This is a genomic window from Streptomyces sp. NPDC088157 (assembly GCF_044741545.1).
In the GTDB taxonomy this organism is placed as follows: Bacteria; Actinomycetota; Actinomycetes; order Streptomycetales; family Streptomycetaceae; genus Streptomyces.
Window position 1 is genome coordinate 779,151 of sequence record NZ_JBIUSU010000001.1, and the last position, 18,226, is coordinate 797,376.

15 protein-coding genes are annotated in these 18,226 nt (G+C 71.4%); 5 read left to right on the plus strand and 10 right to left on the minus strand.

The annotated features are described in order from the left end of the window. Nucleotides 1-325 precede the first annotated feature (325 nt). The 4 genes from ACIPFH_RS03285 to ACIPFH_RS03300 form a co-directional block, all read right to left on the minus strand. On the minus strand, nucleotides 326-1,357 hold the full coding sequence (locus ACIPFH_RS03285; RefSeq protein ID WP_401822567.1) for a LacI family DNA-binding transcriptional regulator: 1,032 nt from the start codon (nucleotides 1,355-1,357) through the stop codon (nucleotides 326-328). A 76-nt stretch (nucleotides 1,358-1,433) separates the two neighbouring features. Beyond that, entirely contained in the window at nucleotides 1,434-2,270 is an 837-nt protein-coding gene (locus ACIPFH_RS03290; protein ID WP_385275447.1) for an ATP-binding cassette domain-containing protein, read from the minus strand. After that, nucleotides 2,267-3,262, minus strand: coding sequence for an ABC transporter permease (locus ACIPFH_RS03295; RefSeq protein WP_401822569.1), 996 nt, complete (start codon nucleotides 3,260-3,262; stop codon nucleotides 2,267-2,269). The genes ACIPFH_RS03290 and ACIPFH_RS03295 overlap by 4 nt, the downstream gene beginning before the upstream one ends. Nucleotides 3,263-3,470: 208 nt before the next feature. Next, on the minus strand, nucleotides 3,471-4,487 hold the full coding sequence (locus ACIPFH_RS03300) for a sugar ABC transporter substrate-binding protein (RefSeq protein ID WP_401822572.1): 1,017 nt from the start codon (nucleotides 4,485-4,487) through the stop codon (nucleotides 3,471-3,473). 287 nt (nucleotides 4,488-4,774) lie between these two features. On the opposite strand from ACIPFH_RS03300, the gene ACIPFH_RS03305 reads away from it, so the two are divergent. The 3 genes from ACIPFH_RS03305 to ACIPFH_RS03315 all read left to right on the plus strand — a co-directional run bounded on the left by ACIPFH_RS03305 (nucleotide 4,775) and on the right by ACIPFH_RS03315 (nucleotide 7,785). Then, entirely contained in the window at nucleotides 4,775-5,737 is a 963-nt protein-coding gene (locus tag ACIPFH_RS03305; RefSeq protein WP_401822574.1) for a carbohydrate kinase, read from the plus strand. Between the two features lie 469 nt (nucleotides 5,738-6,206). Continuing rightward, a complete protein-coding gene (locus ACIPFH_RS03310; RefSeq protein ID WP_401823722.1) occupies nucleotides 6,207-6,509 on the plus strand; it encodes a putative quinol monooxygenase in 303 nt (100 codons plus the stop codon). Between the two features lie 151 nt (nucleotides 6,510-6,660). Then, a complete protein-coding gene (locus tag ACIPFH_RS03315) occupies nucleotides 6,661-7,785 on the plus strand; it encodes an IS630 family transposase (RefSeq protein ID WP_401822577.1) in 1,125 nt (374 codons plus the stop codon). Nucleotides 7,786-7,791: 6 nt separating this feature from the next. Here the strand turns inward: ACIPFH_RS03315 and ACIPFH_RS03320 are convergent, their stop codons facing one another. Then, nucleotides 7,792-8,166, minus strand: coding sequence for a GNAT family N-acetyltransferase (locus ACIPFH_RS03320; protein ID WP_401822580.1), 375 nt, complete (start codon nucleotides 8,164-8,166; stop codon nucleotides 7,792-7,794). A 551-nt stretch (nucleotides 8,167-8,717) separates the two neighbouring features. Here ACIPFH_RS03320 and ACIPFH_RS03325 point away from each other — a divergent pair. Further along, on the plus strand, nucleotides 8,718-10,274 hold the full coding sequence (locus tag ACIPFH_RS03325) for an alpha-L-arabinofuranosidase B (protein WP_401822582.1): 1,557 nt from the start codon (nucleotides 8,718-8,720) through the stop codon (nucleotides 10,272-10,274). Between the two features lie 105 nt (nucleotides 10,275-10,379). Here the strand turns inward: ACIPFH_RS03325 and ACIPFH_RS03330 are convergent, their stop codons facing one another. Both ACIPFH_RS03330 and ACIPFH_RS03335 read right to left on the minus strand, forming a co-directional pair. Then, the gene (locus ACIPFH_RS03330; protein WP_401822585.1) at nucleotides 10,380-12,518 is read right to left on the minus strand and encodes a M48 family metalloprotease; all 2,139 of its coding nucleotides are present in this window, start codon (nucleotides 12,516-12,518) and stop codon (nucleotides 10,380-10,382) included. Next, nucleotides 12,515-13,048, minus strand: a complete 534-nt coding sequence (locus tag ACIPFH_RS03335) for a hypothetical protein (RefSeq protein WP_401822587.1) — start codon at nucleotides 13,046-13,048, stop codon at nucleotides 12,515-12,517. The genes ACIPFH_RS03330 and ACIPFH_RS03335 overlap by 4 nt, the downstream gene beginning before the upstream one ends. A 457-nt stretch (nucleotides 13,049-13,505) precedes the next feature. Here ACIPFH_RS03335 and ACIPFH_RS03340 point away from each other — a divergent pair, with 457 nt between their 5' ends. Next, nucleotides 13,506-14,576: a LacI family DNA-binding transcriptional regulator gene (locus ACIPFH_RS03340; protein ID WP_401822589.1), complete on the plus strand. Its 1,071-nt coding sequence runs from the start codon at nucleotides 13,506-13,508 to the stop codon at nucleotides 14,574-14,576. Between the two features lie 138 nt (nucleotides 14,577-14,714). On the opposite strand, the gene ACIPFH_RS03345 is transcribed toward ACIPFH_RS03340, so the two are convergent. From ACIPFH_RS03345 to ACIPFH_RS03355, 3 genes are all read right to left on the minus strand, one after another. After that, a complete protein-coding gene (locus ACIPFH_RS03345) occupies nucleotides 14,715-15,404 on the minus strand; it encodes a class F sortase (RefSeq protein ID WP_401822592.1) in 690 nt (229 codons plus the stop codon). A 216-nt stretch (nucleotides 15,405-15,620) separates the two neighbouring features. Next, entirely contained in the window at nucleotides 15,621-16,004 is a 384-nt protein-coding gene (locus ACIPFH_RS03350; RefSeq protein WP_401823724.1) for a sortase-dependent protein, read from the minus strand. A 186-nt stretch (nucleotides 16,005-16,190) separates the two neighbouring features. Next, the gene (locus ACIPFH_RS03355; RefSeq protein ID WP_401822594.1) at nucleotides 16,191-18,158 is read right to left on the minus strand and encodes an ATP-binding protein; all 1,968 of its coding nucleotides are present in this window, start codon (nucleotides 18,156-18,158) and stop codon (nucleotides 16,191-16,193) included. Between the last annotated feature and the right edge of the window lie 68 nt (nucleotides 18,159-18,226).

Below are 18,226 nucleotides of genomic sequence, written 5' to 3' on the forward strand. Positions count from 1 at the left end.
AGAAGTCCGCCGTCGGTGACGAGGATGTCGACGTGGGACGCGCCCGCCCCACCGGACTCGGCAGCCGGGCAACCGCTTTGTCAACGGCCGTCAGGACACGCGTGACGGCCCGCCGGCGAAACCGGCGGGCCGTCAGGAAAGGCAGGACCGACCGATGGCACGCGTCGCGCCGGCAGAACTACCCCGGCCGAAGCCGTCTCCCTCGGTCGGAAGCGCACAGCAGATCCTCACCGCCCGCCCGCCCGATCCCCGAGCACTGATCACGGCAGGGAGCGCCCGGCTCGTCCCGAGGCCGGGGAGGAACACCCGGTGGCCCCCGGCCGGGTCACGCCTTCTGCAGCGCGGGGACGGGGAGTTCGCCCGAACCCCGGACGACCAGGTGGGTGGGGACGGTGATGGTCCGGGCGCGGGAGCGGTCGCCGTCGAGCCGGGCCAGGGCGGTGGTCGCGGCTGCCCTGCCGAGTTCCTCCGGGTCCTGGGCCACGACGGTCAGGGCCGGTTCGAGCGCCTCGGCGAGTGACACGTCGTCGAAGGCGACGACGGACACGTGCTTGCGCCCGCTGCGGGCCAGTTCGGCGACTATGCCCAGCGCCATGATGTTGTTTCCGGCGAACAGAGCCGTGGGCGGATCGGCCAGGCCGAGGAGTTGGGCGGTCGCGGCCTCGGCGCCCCGCTGGTCATGGGCGTTGGTCACGAGCGAGCGGTCGTGGGGGATGCCGGCTTCCTCCAGCGCCGAGCGGTAGCCCGCCAGACGCTCGCGCCGGGTGTACAGCTTGGGGGGCAGGTCGCCGACGAAGCCGATGCGCCGGTGCCCGTGGGCGACGAGGTGGGCGACGCCGTCGTGGGCTCCGGCACGGTTGGAGCTGACGATGCTGTCCGTGGCGAGGCCGGCTCCGGGTCGGTCCAGGAAGATCACCGGCAGTCCCGCCGTACGGTGGGACTTGAGGTGGGAGTGGTCGGCGCCGACGGACGGGACGACGATCAGGATGCTGACACGGCGGGCGAGGAACTTGTCCGTCAGGGCGCGTTCGCGCTCGGGGTCGTCCGCGGAGGAGCCCATGAGCAGGGTCAGTCCGCGTTCGCGGACGGTGTCCTCGATGGCACGGGCCACGGCTCCGAAGAAGGGGTTGGCGAGGTCGGGGGTGACCAGGCCGATGGTGGTGTCCGGCCCGCCGACGCGGATGTTGCGGGCCATCAGGTTCGGCTGGAAGCCGAGCTTGGCCACTGCGGCCAGAACCTGTTCCCTGGTCTGCGCGGAGGCGGGTCCGTCCTCGTTGAGGACCCGGGAGACCGTCTTGGCGCTGACGCCGACTTCTCGGGCGACGTCGGCCAGGGTGGGGCGGCGGTTCGCTGCCATGGAGGAAACCGTCTCCTGAGGGCTCTCGGTTCCGGCCGCGGCCTCGGCCGGGAACTGCGAGAGCGTGGTTGTGCTGTCAGGTGGCCTGGACTCCGGCGGCCTTCGCGGCCTCCGAATCCGCTACGACAGTATCTCCGGCCTCGTCGACGGTGAGAGCGCCGGTCATGATGGCGACGACCTCGGCCATGGAGTAGTCGGAGGGCTTGATCACGGCGGCGCGCCTGCCGAGGCGGTGGACGTGGATCCGGTCGGCGATCTCGAAGACGTGGGGCATGTTGTGGCTGATCAGAACGACCGGCATGCCCTTGTCCCGGACTCGGCGGATGAGGTCGAGAACCTGGCCCGACTCCTTGACTCCCAGGGCGGCGGTGGGTTCGTCCATGACGACGACGCTGCTGGCCCAGGCGACGGAACGGGCGACCGCGACGGCCTGCCGCTGTCCGCCGGAGAGCGTCTCCACCGACTGCGTCAGCGAACGCAGGCCGATCTTCAGGTCGGCCATGTGCTCGGCCGCCTCCTGACGCATGCGCTTCTTGTCCAGCATGCGGAAGACGCTGCCGAGGACACCCGGGCGCCGCAGCTCCCGCCCGAGGAACATGTTCGAGGCGATGTCCATCGAAGCGGCCACGGCGAGGTCCTGATAGACCGTCTCGATGCCGTGGGCGCGGGCGCTCTGGGGACCGGAGAAGGTGATGGGCTCGCCGTTGAGCCGTATCTCGCCCGCGTCGGGGACCACCGCGCCGGTGAGGGCCTTGATGAGGCTGGTCTTGCCGGCTCCGTTGTCGCCGATGACGGCGAGGACCTCGCCGGGGAGCAGGTCGAAGTCGGCGCCGTCGATGGCGGTGACCTGGCCGTACCGCTTGACCAGGCCGCGGGCCTGCAGAACGGGCGTGAGGGCGGTGGTGGCGGTCATCGGGCCTTCCTCCGGGAGATCTGGTCGACGGTCACCGCGAGGATCACCAGGACGCCGGTGATCAGGGTCTGGTAGATGGAGGCGACGCCCATCAGCTGGAGGCCGTTGCGGAACACACCGACGATGAGGACGCCGATGAAGGTGCCCAGAACCGAACCGCGGCCGCCGAAGAGGCTGGTGCCGCCCAGGACCACGGCGGTGATGCTGTCGAGGTTGTCGGTCTGCCCGGCCTGCGGATCGCCGACCCCGGTGCGGGAGATGAGCAGCAGGGCGGCGATGCCGTACAGCAGGCCGGCCACGGTGTAGATGCCGATGGTGAGGCGGGAGGTGCGGATGCCGTTCAGCCGGGCGGCCTCGGCGCTGTTGCCCAGGGCGTAGACGTGCCGGCCCCAGCCGGTGCTGCTCAGCGCGTAGGCGAGGAGGAGGAACAGGGCGATGGTGACCAGGGAGCCGTAGGTGATGTCCGTGTGGCCCAGCGGGAAGGTCTCCCCGAGGGCCGTCAGCGGGCCGGGCAGGCTGGTGACCGTCTGCTCCTCGGAGTAGATGTGGGTCAGCGCGAACGCCACGTTGAGCATGCCGAGGGTCACGATGAACGGCGGCAGCGGGATCTTCTGCACCAACAGCCCGTTGAGCAGCCCGAAGCCGCCGCAGACGGCCAGGCCCAGCGCGATCGCGACGAGCGGGGGGACGGAGCCCTCGGCCGCCATCTTGGCGATCACGATGCTGCCGAACGCCATCACCGCCCCGCACGACAGGTCGATCCCCGCCGTGAGGATGATCAGGGTCTGCCCGATGGCGAGGGTGCCCACGACCATGACCTGCTGCACGATCAGCGAGAAGTTCCCGCCGGTCAGGAACTGGTCGGTCGAGAAGGAGAAGAAGGCGCAGGCCAGGAGGAGGGCGGCCAGGGGGCCGGTGGTCGGCGCCGTCAGCAGTCTGCGGGCCGTGGTCGGCGCCTTGAGTTCCGAGTACGGCGTTGTCGTGGCTGTCATGCGAAGTCCTTGTCGGAAGACAGATGTCCTTGTCGCAGGGCGAGGGCCGAACCTTCGCCGTCGGAGGACGAGGGCTCAAGACCCCGCCGTCGGAGGACGAGGGCGCGAGCCCCGCCGCCGGGACAAGGGGAGGGCGGTCGTCCCTGGTCGGGGAGGTGGGCCGACCGCCCAGCCGAGGGGAGTGACGGTGTCGTGAGGTCCTGGGGGCTCAGCCCCAGCAGTTCTCCAGGCCGTAGGCGGTGTCCTTCGACGTGACCCCGTCCTGCGCCTTGTCGGTGATCAGCGTGACGCCGGTGTCGGTGTAACCGGACGCCTTCTTGCCGTCCTTGGCGTACGTCACGACGGCCTTCACGCCCTCGGCGGCCATCTTCAGCGGGTACTGCTGCGACGTCGCGGCGATCTTGCCGTCCTTGACCGCCTGGGTGCCGGTGCAGCCGCCGTCGACGGAGACGATCAGGACGTCCTTCTCGCGGCCCTTGGCCTTCAGCGCGGTGTACGCGCCCAGGGCCGCCGGTTCGTTGATGGTGTAGACGACGTTGATGTCGGGCGACTTCTGCAGGCAGTTCTCCATCGCGGTCTGGCCCTTGGCCTGGTCACCACCGGTGTCCTGGGCACACACGACGTCCTTGTCGGTGGCGCCGAAGCCCTTCAGGAAACCGTCGTGGCGCTGGACGCCCACGGAGACGCCCGGCGCCAGGTCGAGGGCGGCTATCTTCGCCGTCTTGCCCTTCATCGCCGCCTTGGCGTACTCGCCGATCAGCTGGCCGGCCTTGAGGTTGTCGGTGGCGAAGAGGGCGTCGACCGCGCTCTCCGGCTCGGTCGGGGTGTCCAGCGCGATGACCAGGACGCCCTTGGCACGGGCCTTCTCGATCGCGGGCACGATCGCCTTGGAGTCGCTCGGGGTGATCAGGATGCCCTTCACCCCGGCGGCGACCATGTTCTCGATGGCGGTGACCTGCCCGGCGTTGTCCCCGTCGAACTTGCCGGCCGCGGTGGACAGTTGGGCACCGTTCTCCTTGGCGGCCTTCTCCGCGCCCTCCTTCATCTTCACGAAGAACGGGTTGGTGTCGGTCTTGGTGATCAGACCGACCTTGACCTCGCCCGAGCCGGAACTCGACGATCCCGAACCGGAGCCGGAACCGCAGGCCGTCAGGGTGAGGGCCGCGACGCCCGTGACCGCGGCGGCTCTGAGGAGGGAGGAGGACAGGCGAGTGGTGCGAGACATGATCGACTCCTGAGGGATAGCGGGCGGCACGGGGTTGGGATCGGAGCGTGCCGCTCGGGGTGTCATCGTTGACTTATGTCATCGTTGACACTGCCTGGCCAGGATGATGGACTCCGGATCCCGGCAACGTCAATGCCTTCCACCCGTCACAAATCGGCAACGTCCGCAGCCGTCGCCTCCGAGCGGCCGGTCGGAGGCCGAGCCTCCGCGCCACCCCTGACCCGGTCCTTTCCGGTCCTTTCCGGTCCTTCCGAGCCCTTCCGAGCCCTTCCGAGAGAGAGCAGCCCATGAGCACGCGTCAGATCACCGTTCTGGGAGAGTGCGTCGCGGACGCCTTCGCGGAACCGGCGAACGCCTCGAACGAACTCGCGCTGCGAGTGCTGCCCGGCGGCGGACCCGCGAATACGGCGGTGGCCCTGGCCCGGCTCGGTACGCCGGCCCGCTTCCTCGCCCGCCTGTCCGGCGACGTGTTCGGCCGCCTGTTCCGGGCCCACCTGGAGGCGTCCGGAGTGGACCTGTCGTACGCCGTCGCCGCCGCCGAGCCCAGCACGCTGGCCGTGGCGGAACTGGACGCCACCGGGCAGGCCGCGTTCTCGTTCCACGCGCAGAACACGGCCGACTGGCAGTGGACTTCCGGCGAACTGGCCGGAGTGGATCTCTTCGGAACGGCCTGTGTACACACGGGGTCGCTGGCGTTGGTCCAGGAGCCCGGTGCGGCGGCGGTGGAGGAGTTCCTGGCGGCGGCGGCCCCGCGGGCCACGATCAGCATCGATCCCAACGTCCGGCCGCTGCTGGTGCGCCCCGAGGTCTACCGCGCCCGGCTGGCGCACTGGTGCGGTCTCGCCGACATCCTGCGCCTGAGCGAGGACGACCTGGAACTCCTCCTGCCGGGCACCCCGCCCGAGCAGGCGTGCGACATCTGGCACGCGGCCGGGGCGCGGCTCGTCGTGATCACGCTCGGCGCCGAAGGCGCCCTGGCCTCGCTCGACGGCGAACGGCTGCGGGTTCCCGCGGTGGCCACCCGGGTCGTCGACACGGTCGGCGCGGGGGACTCCTTCACCGCCGGCCTGCTGCACCACCTCGGCGCCCGCGGACTCCTCGGTGGACGGCTGGCCGGGCTCGGCCTCGACGAGGTCGCGGAGGCCTGCCGGTTCGGTGCTCGGGTCGCGGCCCTGACCTGCTCGGTCGCCGGTCCCAATCCGCCGTGGCAGGACCGGCTGACACAGCTTTCGGCCACCGGTGGCGCCTGACGGCCCGCCCGGGCCGCGCCGGCGAATCCGGTCGAGCCGTTGACGTGCCGGGCGGACTGCGCCCATCATCGGGCCACTCGATGTCATCGATGACATAAGTGCGCTCCGGGGCACGGTGGCGGTGCGCCGACCGCTCCCGGGCCGGGGCAGGGCGCCGACCTCTCGAGGCAGGTGGACAGGCCGTCGTTCGGCAGGCTGGACTCCGCCCGCACGAGTGACACCCGCAACGCCCTGACCTGCGCCCGCCACCGAGCCCGAACCTGTGCCCGCGACTGACACTGCGACCGAACGCCTGAACCTGTGCCCGCGACTGACATTGCGACCGAACGCCTGAATCTACGCCCGCGACTGACACCTGCGACCGACGCACGAACCTGCGCCCGCGACTGACATCCGCGACCGACGCACGAACCTGCGCCCGCGACTGACATCCGTAGCCGACGCCCACAACCCACTAGGACGCGTGACCGTGAAGAAGACCCTGCTCGCCGAGTTCACCGCCCGTGAGGGGGCTGAGGACGAGGTCGCCCGCCTGATCGGTGACTACGCCCTGAAGGTGCGCGAGGAGGAAGGCAGCATCGCCTTCGACGTCTACACCAAGGCGGCCGACCCGCGCGCCTTCTGGATCTTCGAGGTGTACCGGGACGAGGACGCCTTCCAGGCACACCTGAGCGCCCCGTACGGCGGGCCGTTCAACGCCGCCCTCGTCCCGCTGATCGAGGAGGACGCCTCCGTGCTGACGTTCCTGGACCCGCTGGCCACGGCTCTGTGACGGGCCGGAATCCGGGATGACCGGATGACCGGCTCGCGATCTGATGTGCCGTCATCGGCGGCCCGCTAGTGCTCTGACCGCGAAGGTTCGCCGGGTTGGCAGCTGGGGCGGTTGGATGGCGGTGACGTCCGTGGCGATCGCTGGAGGTGTGGTGGCCGAGCCTGTGCGGGTGCGCAGACTGACCGATCAGGAAGGGCAGAAGCTGCAGCAAATCGTGCGCCGGGGCAGTACCAGCTCGGTGCGCTACCGGCGGGCGATGATGCTGCTGGCGTCCGCCGGCGGAAACCGCGTCCCGGTGATTGCCCAGCTGGTCCAGGCCGACGAGGACACCGTGCGGGAGGTGATCCACCGGTTCAACGAGATCGGCCTGGCCTGTCTGGACCCTCAATGGGCGGGAGGCCGTCCCCGCCTGCTCGCCCCTGATGACGAGGACTTCGTCATCCAGACGGCCACCACCCGCCCCACCAAGCTCGGCCAGCCCTTCACCCGCTGGTCGATCCGCAAACTCGCCGCCTACCTGCGCCGCGTGCACGGACACGTCATACGCATCGGCCGTGAAGCCTTACGGTGCCTGCTCCTGCGCCGCGGCATCACCTTCCAGCGCACCAAGACGTGGAAGGAATCACCCGACCCTGACCGCGATGCCAAGCTCGACCGCATCGAACAGGTACTGGACAGCTTCCCGGACCGGGTCTTCGCCTTCGACGAGTTCGGGCCCCTGGGGATCCGCCCCACCGCAGGCTCCTGCTGGGCCCAACAAGGCAAGCCCAACCGCCTGCCGTTGACCTACCGCCGTACCCACGGCGTCACCTACTTCCACGGCTGCTACTCCGTCGGCGACGACACGCTATGGGGCGTCAACCGCCGCCGCAAAGGCACCGCCAACAGCCTGGCCGCTCTGAAGTCGATCCGCGCCGCCCGACCCGACGGCGCCCCGATCTACATCATTCTGGACAACCTCTCCACCCACACCGGCGCGGATATCCGCCGCTGGGCGAAAAAGAACAAGGTCGAGCTGTGCTTCACCCCGACCTACGCCTCCTGGGCCAACCCCATCGAGGCGCACTTCGGCCCACTGCGGCAGTTCACGCTGGCCAACTCCCACAATCGCAGCCACCCCGCGCAGACGCGGGCCCTGCACCGCTACCTGCGCTGGCGCAACGCCAATGCCCGCCATCCCGACGTACTCGCCGCCCAGCGCAAGGAACGCGCCCGCATCCGCAGCGAGAAGGGCGTCCGCTGGGGTGGTCGGCCGGCACTCCCTGTCGCGGCCTGACCAACGTCACCGCTCGGAGAGGACCATGACCATGGTGTCGGAGTCCGGTCCCGATTCGACGGTCGTGAATCCTTCGGTGACGTAGAGACGACGTGCGTGGTTCGCTCGCTCGACGCTCAGAGAGACTCGGGCGAAGCCGTGTTCCACCGCCCTCCGAGCCAGCTCGGTCAATAGGGCACGTCCCACTCCTTGGCCCCGCCACGGCGGGAGTACGCCTACAGAGAGTTCCGGAACGTCCTCCGCCACAAACCCCTCGCCGCGGCAGCCTGAGCGACCCGACGTAGCTGTGCGCTCCGAGCAGTGCCGCAGTGCCGCAGCGCAGCCGCGACAACGCAGCAGATCAGGCCGGGGCCAGTGAGCCAGGACCCCCCTGCCTCGCACCTACCCGTCCGACGCCCGCCGCCCGCCGCCCGCCGCCCGCCGCACGACGCACGACGCACGGCGTGCGGCGTGCGGCGTCAGCGCTTCGGCGGGAACGGCTCGGCGCAGGCTCACCCGGGTGCCAGGGGCGGATTGCGGTCGGCCGGCACATCGATGGGCGGGCCGCACGCGCCCGGCGCAGGCCGGGTGTTGAGGGCGTCGGCCGGGTGGCGGGGGTGGCGGGCGGGAACCAATCGGAACTTAACTGGTCAGTTTTATTGACGAGTCGTTGGCCGGATCCTATCTTCGAGCGCGGTTCGCAGTTCGCAATTCCGCACACTGTTCGACATCTCGGACTTAGCTGCGAGCAGCCAGAAAACAGCGGCACCGGTTACTTCCTCCAGTCCTTCAACCACCCGGCCGAGTACATCCGCCACCACCCCTGACCCGGTGCCGGAAACGACCGGAACCTCACCGGCACGGAGGCGTCAACGCAACCCGCACCGTCCGCACAGCCGGACACCAGGGGTTCGTCGACGCCCACCCTCAACCCATCCCTGAAGGAGTTCTTCATGATCAAGCCACCGTGGATACGAGGCGTCAGACGCGCGCTGCTCGCGGCCGGTGCCACGGCTGCGCTCGCCGCCGGCCTGCTCACCGCCACGGCCGCCCCCTCGCAGGCCGCCACCCAGGGGCCGTGTGACATCTACGCCGCGGGCGGCACCCCCTGCGTGGCCGCGCACAGCACCACCCGCGCCCTGTACGGGACGTACACCGGCCGGCTGTACCAGGTCAGGCGCGCCTCCGACAACACGACCAAGGACATCGTCCCGCTGACCGCCGGAGGCGTCGCCGACGCCGCCGCGCAGGACTCCTTCTGCGCGAACACCACCTGCGTCATCACCGTCATCTACGACCAGTCCCCCAAGGGCAACAACCTCACCCAGGCACCCGCGGGCGGAGCCGCCCCCGGGCCGGACAACCTGGCCAACGCCATCGAGGCGCCGGTCACCGTCGGTGGACGCAAGGCGTACGGCGTGTACATCGCCCCCGGCACCGGTTACCGCAACAACAACACGAACGGCATCGCCACCGGTGACCAGCCCGAGGGCATGTACGCCATCTTCAACGGCAAGCACTTCAACGGCGAATGCTGCTTCGACTACGGCAACGCCGAGACCAACAGCCTGGACACCGGCAACGGCCACATGGAGGCCCTGTACTTCGGCAACAGCAAGGGCTGGGGCTGGGGCAGCGGCAACGGCCCCTGGGTCATGGCCGACCTGGAGAACGGCCTGTTCTCCGGTGTCAACCGCGGCTTCAACGCGGGTGACCCGAGCGTCGACAACCGGTTCCTGACCGCCATGCTCAAGGGCGGCGCGAACCAGTGGGCCCTGCGCGGCGGCAACGCCCAGTCGGGCGGCCTGTCCACCTACTACAACGGAATACGTCCCACCGCCAGCGGCTACAACCCGATGAGCAAGGAAGGCGCGATCATCCTCGGCATCGGAGGTGACAACAGCAAGTGGGCCCAGGGCACCTTCTACGAAGGCGTCATGACCTCGGGCTACCCCTCGGACGCCACCGAGGACGCCGTCCAGGCCAACATCACCGCCGCCGGCTACGACAGCGGCTCGACCAGCACCGGCTCACTGACCCCGGGCTCCCGGATCTCCCTGAAGGCCACCACCTCGCCCTGCTGCACCTCGCACTACCTGCGCCACAACGACGCCGACACCAAGGTCGTCATCTCCAGCATCACCTCCGCCAGCTCGGCCACCGACAAGGCCGACGCCACCTGGATCGTCCGCGCCGGCCTGGCCAACCCCTCCTGCCTGGCCTTCGAGTCCGTCGACAAGCCCGGCCAGTTCCTGCGCCACTTCAACTACCAGCTCAACCTGAACTTCGACGACGGCGGCAGCGCGTTCGCTAAGGACGCCACCTTCTGCCCCACCGCGGGCAACAGCGGCGTCGGCACCTCCTTCCAGTCCGCCAACTTCCCGACGAAGTACCTCCGCCACTACAACTACACGGCCTACATCGCCAGCAACGGCGGCGCCAACGCCTGGGACTCCACGACGTCGTGGGCCCAGGACACCAGTTGGCTCACCGCATCCCCCTGGAACTGACGACCTGCCCAACCGTGGGCGCGTCCGGCCGGGCGGCTCACGGGTCCGGGAGCCGCCCACGGTCGTGGGGGGCTCCCGGACCGGTGAACCCTCCCGGTCAGGGCACTAGCGCAGCACCAGCGTGTCCCCGAAGCGCTGGAGCGCCACGACGAGGGCGGCCGCCGCGATCACCGCGAGGGCCGGCGCGGCGATGGCCACCGCCCGGTGTCTGCCGGTCCATGAGGGCAGGAGTCCCGCGGGGACGGCCGACGCGCAGAGGACGAGCGCGAGCCCGCCGAGGGAGCTTTCGACGAGCACGGTGACCAGCGCCCCGAAGGGATTCCGCCAGTCGCCGAAGCGGGCTGCCCACAGGATGGTCGACGTCAGCACGGTGGACACGGGTGCGGCGTACAGGGCATGGCCGAGGCCGCCGGACCCTCGCGCGGCGACGAGCGTGACGGCGCAGACGGTCCCGGCACACAGCGCGGTCAGCACGTCGAGCCGCCATGTGCCGGTCCAGTCGCCCGCTGCCGCGGCCGGCCGGTGGGCCAGCCGGGTCGCGGCCGAGGCGACGACGGCGGCGGCGGCCGTCAGCGCCGGGAGCCGACGCCCGCGCCGGTGCGTGTCGCGTGCGGCGGCCCACAGGGCCGGCACCCCGATCGCCAGCAGTGCGACGGTCTTGTAGGCGCTCGATGGCGAGTGGGGACCGTCGAGCAGGGCGGCGTTGAGCACCGGATCCGCGGGGAACACGGTCAGGAAGACGCTGAAGTCCATGGCGAGCCACAACCCGCCGCCGAAGAGCAGCGTGCTGACCGCGATCACCGTCAGTCGGTCCCGGCGTCTGATGCGGTCGGCCCCGCGCCGACGGCTCCACAACTGGGCGAACGCGGTACTCAGTGCGGCGGCTCCCACGACGGCCACGGGAAGAACGATCAGCAGCGGCCATCCGAGCATCGGCCCTTCCGCGGTGGTGCCCGTGCCCTGCAGCCGTACCAGCAGCCCGGCGGCCGTGCTGACCCCCAGGGCGAGATGGAGCCGACGCGCCGGGGCGGCGGTCCTGTCCTGCCGGGCGCGGATGGGATGCCACACCGAAACGCCCCAGCCGACGGCCAGCAGCAGCCCGGCGGCCAGTGCGCTGACGGGCGCCGCACTCCACGAGGTACCGGTGAGCAGCAGACCGGCCAGGCCGTTCACGGAGTCCAGGAGGACGGCGGCGAGCAGTCCGACGACCAGGGTGTCCACGACCGTCGGGCGCAGTTGCCGGCGCGGGTCGCGCAGCACGGCCATGCGGCGTTGGTGGGTGGGATGGTTGGCGCGCAGGTTGCCGAGCCAGGTGCGGGTGGCCGGCCGCGACGCGACGAGCAGGGACTCCCAGGGGGCGACCGACTGTCCGTGCGCGGCGGTCAGGTCCGCTTCGTGCTCACGCGACCGCATGATCATCTGCGCGACGAGTGCGGCGATCACCACCAGTACCAGGGCCCGTACGCCGTACTCGGCCCAGAACGCCTTGGACAGCATGCGCCAGACCGTCGTGTCGTGCGAGCGCCATCCCTGCACGGCTGCCACGAAGGGCGCGGTGAGCAGAACGGGCGGCAACGCCCACCACACACCGCGGGTGAGCCACACCAGGGTGACGTCGCCGGCGGCGATGTGGCCGATCTCGTGGCGCAGGATCGCGTCCGCCTCCTCGTCACGGAGCAGGCGGATCTCCCGCGGCAGGACGATCCGGCATGTGCGGCCCCTGCCGACCACGAACGCCTGCCGTACGTGACCCCCGCCCCACAGCACGCGCGGCGGGCGTCTGACGCCCATCTCCACGGCGACCCTCGCGGCGTGCTCCTGCCACACCGCCGGTGCGGGCTTCAACGGCCCGGCATCGCGCAGCAGGCGTCGCGGCAGGATCCACAGACCCGCCGTCCCGAGGAGCAGCACGGCCGCCGACCCTGCCAACGAGACCGCGGCCTGACGGCGTTGCAGCGGCCCGCTGCAACGGATCCAGTATGCGGCCTGCGTCTGGGTGGAGTCGGGGAACAGGCGCTGGCCCTCCTCCCAGCACCGCTGCGCGGCGGTGGCCCACGACGGTCCGAGCACCAGGCCGTGGACGACCTGGCCGGCGAAGGCGCCGGCCAGCACCAAGCTGACGATCAGCAGCACATAGCGTGCGCCGGTGGGCGACAGGGGACGCCCGGGCCGGTGCCCGGACGCCGCGGTGGCGGGTATGGCTCCCGAAGGGCCGCCGGGCTCCCGCGTCTCGCTGAGAGTCACCGGTCCCGCCCGCCGCCGCGCAGGACCTCGATGATCGCCTCGGCCACCTCGCGGGCCTGCGCGGTGTCCGCGCCGATGCTCTCGGCCCAGGACGCCAGTGCTGTCAGGGTCGCCTGCTCCTCGTCCGGGTCCAGGGGGACCGGCTCTGCCACCCCCTGCGCTTCTTCGCGCGCGGGTGCGGGGCGGCGTCGCCCGAGGAGACGGGCGATCTTCTCGCGGGTGGCTTCGCTCAGGGCGTCCATGGCCTGGACCGCGACGCGTTCGGCCGCCACCTTCAGCAGCCATGCCGTCACCGGAAGGAGGTAGGGGAGGGCCGAGGACACGGTGATGCCTGAGGCCACGGCAGGTGTGAGCGCGGGCCGCGCCACACTTTGCGGATCCTCGCGGAACTCCTCGAAGAGTTCCGCGTAGTCGGCGCGCGCATCGCCGCGCATCGCGGTGAAGACCTCGTGGCCGAGCGATTCCAGGACGGCCCAGCCGTCAACGCCGTCCGGCCCCTGGGCTGCGACCGGATCCGGAAGCGGCACCACGGGTCGCGGACTCCTCGCCCTGCGCGACAGGAACATAGATCCCCCATGAGGCATAACGCACTATTTGTCCCGAATGCGGGGCAAGCATCCAAACCCTAGTGACCGATCCGCCGTTCGTAGGAGGTGCTTCAGAAGTGATCGGAACGGCGGCGTGACGTGACGGAAGAGCTCTGAATGTGACGCTCATGGGTCCCCTTGCGAGGTCGCGATTTCGAATTCGCGCTCGGCTGCCGACAGTTCGATCCGACGGCCGACGGCCGACGGCGGACAGCGGACAGCGGACAGCCGACGGCGGACGGTCGATGGCTGTTGGCCGACGGCCCACAGTCGAAGTCGGCGGATCGGCGGATCGGCGGATCGGCGGATCGGCGGATCGGCGGATCGGTCTTGATAAGATCGCCGGACGAAATCGCCTTTCCTGTTGACCGCCGACGTGATGACCTCTCACCATCGACGTATGCATGTGACCGGTCACTCAAGCGGCGGCGACTCGGATTCCGGACAGGGACCCCGCAAGGCCGCCAGTATCCGGGACGTCGCCAAGGCCGCGGGCGTCTCGTACCAGACCGTTTCGAGGGTCATCAACAGCCATCCGAACGTCCGCGAGGAGACTCGCAAGCGGGTCGAAGGGGCGATCGAGGCACTCGGATTCCGGCGCAACGCCACCGCGTTCGCGCTGGCCAGTGGCGTGACCCGGGCGGTCACCGTACTGACCTCGAACACGACTCTCTACGGCTATGCGGCCACCCTCCAGGGCCTGGAGGAAGCGGCCCGCGCCGCCGGCTACTCGCTGGGCGTGAAGCTGCTGACGCCCGAGGACGACCTCGACCGCACCATCTCCTCGGCCGCGGCCGAGGGGGGCGGACTGATGGTCATCGGCTTCGACCGGCTCGCCGCTTCGGCTCTGGACCGGGTTCCGGAGAACGTGCCGTGCGCCGCGGTCGTCGAAGCGCCGTCCCACGGCCGGACTCCTCCCCGTCCGGCCGTGTGGGCGGACGACCGTGCAGCGGCCCGTGCCGCCACCGCGCACCTGCTGGACCTCGGCCACCGCACCGTTCACTACGTCGCGATCCCGACATCCGTGGGCGCCCGGCGCTCGGAAGGGCCGCGTGCGCAGGGCTGGCGAGGTGCCCTGGAGGCGGCCGGCGTCACCCCGCCCGAGCCTCACGGCGGCAAGGGCTGGGACGGGCAGGCCGGCTATGACCAGGGACGGGAACTCGCCCGCGACCCGGACGTCACGGCGATCCTGTGCGGCAACGACGACCTGGCGCTGGGCGTACTGCGCGCCCTGCACCACGCCGGGCGGTCGGTCCCGGGAGACGTCAGCGTCATCGGCTTCGACGACGCCCCGCACTCGGGGTTCGTCACCCCCTCCCTCACCACCGTCCGGATGGACTTCCAGGGACTGGGCCGCGACGCCTTCGAACTGCTGCGGGGCCAACTGGAGAACGACCACCGGCCCCCCGCCCCGACGTTCGCCGGCACCGACCTGATCATCCGCGAAAGCTCGGGCACCCCGAAGGCATGACACCGGGCGGGCGTCCCGAGACCGCTCCGACCGGCGCGCTCCGCAATGCCCCTTCGGCGCCGTCCCGGCCGGCGGTACCGCGCGACCGCGTCGCGGTGGCCCGACCCTGGGGGCGGCTGGGCGGGGCGCCCGTCGGTCTCAGTCCAGCGTCGCGTAGACGATGAGGTTGTTCACCGGGTGCCCCTCGGCGTCGAAGTCGCCGTCGCAGGTGATCAGCCGCAGGGCGCGGTCCCCCGTCGGGCCGTAGACCTTCTCGGTGGGGAAGGAGCTCTTTCGGACGCTCTCGGTACGCGTGACGGAGAAGTGCGCCGCGTTTCCCCGTCGGTCGGTGACGGTGATGTCCGCACCCTTGGCGACCTTGTGGAGGTCGTGGAAGACGGCCTTGCCGAACCGGGTGTCGTTGTGGCCGATGATGACCGCGGCCCCGGGCTCACCGGGGACGGCACCGCCGGTGTACCAGCCGGCGGTCATGCCCTTGTCGGCCGGCGGGACCTCGACGGTGCCGTCCGTGTGGAGACCCAGTTCCATCAGGGAACTGGTGACGCCGATCGAGGGGATGGACACCTCGGCGGGGGCCGGGAGCCGCTCGGCCGGCGGGGCGCCGCCGGATCCCGGGGCGCCTGCGGCGGAGGCCGGGGCGGTGGGGGAGACCTGGGTGGCCGCCGCGGCCGCGGTCTTCCCGGGGGTGGACGAGCAGCCGGTGAGCACGGCCAGCGCCACGGGTACGACGAGGGCGAGGCGGGCGGCGCGGAGGAGGCGGGTGGCATCCGGCGGGGTGGCGGCCGGTGGGGTGACGGGGCGCCGGACCGGACGGTGTGCAGGGGACACGAGGGACTCCAAGCAGGGATGGGCGCTTGCGCGGCGATACGCGTGCCGCAGGCGGGTGCGCGGCGGTGAGGCGCGGCGGTGAGGCGCGGTGGTCGGGTGCGGTGGTCAGGTGCGGCGGTGGCCGCGGTCGCGGCGGGAGGCGAAGCGCGGTGATACGCGATGGCGCCGCCCGGTGAGGGGCGGCGCCAGGTTGTGCCGGTCGGCTGCTGGGCGGGATCAGCCGTTGCGTCGGGCGGTGGTGCGGCGGCGTACCACGAAGGTGCCCGCGCCCGCGAGGAGCAGGGCGCCGGCGGCCGAGCCGGCGAGAGCGGCGGTGCCGGTGCCGCTGTTTCCGGCCTCGGTCACGGCCTCGCCCGCGGCGACGCCGCCCCGCGGCAGCTGGTTGTCGGCCCCGGCCTTCCTGGCCGCCTCCTTCGCTTCCTTCGCCTTGGCGGCCTTGTCGGCCTCGGCCTTCCTCTTGGCCACGGCCGAGTCCTCGGCCGTCGTCGCGCTCGCCGCCGGGGTGGGGTCGTCGGCGACGGCCGCGGTGGCCGGGGCGAGCAGTGCACCGCCCGCGAGGGCGGACAGTACGGCGAGACGCAGGGTGAGACGGCGGGACATGTATGACTCCAGTTCCAGCCGGGCCTCGGTGGCCACGGGCTTGACCGAAGACTTGCCGCCAGTTGTGAAGAAGCTGTCAGAGCGTCATGGTCATCGGGTCATCGGCTTGTCAGGTCATCGGGTCATCGGCTTGTCAGGTCGTCGGGTGGTCGGGTGGTCGGGTCGTCCGCTCGTCGGGATGTCGCATCAGGGTTGGGCGGTGGTTTCCTCGCCGCCCGTCCGCCGCCCGACGTCTCCGCCGGGCACGCCGGGCATGGCCGGCAGCCGCAGGGTGAAGACCGAGCCCTTTCCCTCGGTGCTCGTCACGCTCGCCGTGCCCCCGTGGGCCTCGGCGAGCCTGAGCACGATCGCCAGCCCGAGCCCGCTGCCGCCGGTGCTGCGGTTGCGGGACTTCTCCGCCCGCCAGAAACGGTCGAACACGTGCGGCAGGTCGTCCGCCGGGATGCCGCTGCCGGTGTCGGACACCTCGACGGCCACCTCGTCGCCGGCCTCCGTGAGGTACGAACGCAACGTCACCCTGCCGCCCGGCGGGGTGTGACGTACCGCGTTGGACAGCAGGTTGCTGACGGCCTGGCGCAGGCGGACCGGGTCGGCCTCGATCGGCGGCGGGAGTGGGACGCCGGGCTTCGTGGAGACCTCCAGGCTCACGCCCGCGGTCTCGGCCGGCCCCTGGTGCGCCGCGGCGACCTGGCCGAGCAGGTCGCCGACCGACACCGGCTCCAGGTGCAGCCGCAGCGCGCCCGCGTCGGCCGCCCCCAGGTCCTGGAGGTCGTTGATGAGGTGCTGGAGCTGCACCGCCTCCTCGAGCAGCGAGGAGACGAACGCCGGGTCCGGCACGGCCAGACCGTCGTGCGCGGCCTCCAGCCAGCCGCGGATGTTGCTCAGCGGGGCACGCAGCTCATGAGCGACGTCGCTGACCATCACCTTGCGCTGCTCCTCGAGCCGGGCCCGGTGTGCGGCCATGTCGTTGAAGGCCGCCGTCAGCCGTCCGATCTCGTTGTCCGGGCCGACCGGCACGGGCGCCGAGTCCAGGCCGTCCCGCATCCGCTGAGCGGCGCCGGTGAGCGCGTGCAACGGGCGTACGAGCCGGGTCCCGGCGATCACCGAGGCGCCGACGGTGAGAGCGAGGACGAGGGCCGTGACACCGGCGATGCGTGCGGTGTTGGCCGGCGAGAGGTCGAAGCCCGGCACGCTGACGGCGCCGGGGCCGTCGATGAACAGCAGGGCGGGCGCGGCGACATAGGCCGTGAGCTGCTCCCGTCGGGCGCTGCCGACGCAGGCGGCCACGGCCCGGTCGTACCCGCTGCCGCGGGCCCGCGGCGCGCCGTCGCCCGGAACGCCGGCCGCGGCCGCCTTCTCCTCGTCCATCCGCCGTTTGATCGCCTCTTCCTCGGTGAGGCCGGTCTCGGGCACGGGAACCGGCGCCGCCGAGCCGGCATCCGCGCCTCCCTGTCCGTATCCCCGGTCCCAGGACAGGTCCAGGTTCAGCTTCACGCCCGTCCGGCCCTGCCGCTTCAGACAGGCGTCGGCGAGCTGCTCGAGCGCACGCAGCGCCTTCTTCTCGGTCGCGGTGGTATCGGCTCCGCCGACGGCCAGGCACTTGAGCTCCTGGTCGCGGTCGGCGCCGTCGCCCACGAACCGGACCCAGGGCCGCCCGCTGGGGCTGTCGACGACGTCCGCGGCGATGCCCATCCGCGCGAGGCACTCCGTGCTCCGGGACGTGGCCCTGCGCAGGACCGCACGCTCCTTCGCGGGCAGCAGGAACGGCCCCACGGCCCGGGGATCGACGCGGTCCGTGCCGACCCGAACGGCGTCGGGCACCAGCACCGTGTCGACCGACAGAGGGTCGACGACCGCCGATGCCTGCCGTGGCAGCGAGGCGCCGGGCGAGGTGCCGGCGGCGGAGTCGAGGAGCGGCTGCCGGTCCTCGGTGGTCAGCACGATCCGGCGCCCGGACTCCCGGGCCAGGGTCCGTACGGTGCCGTCGACGCCCGCCCAGTCGGGATGGCCGGCCGCGTAACCCAGCAGGGTGTCGTAGATCCTCGCGTCGGCACTGAGGTTGCGTCCCTGCTCCTGGCGGATCGCGACGGAGGTCGTCTGCACGGCCAGCCAGGCGGTGGCCGCGACCGAGCACGACGCCACCAGCGCCGACACGGTCAACAGCCGGCCGAGCAGGCTCCTGCGGAGCGGCGGCCGCGTCGACTCAGGCTTTCTTGCCCGCT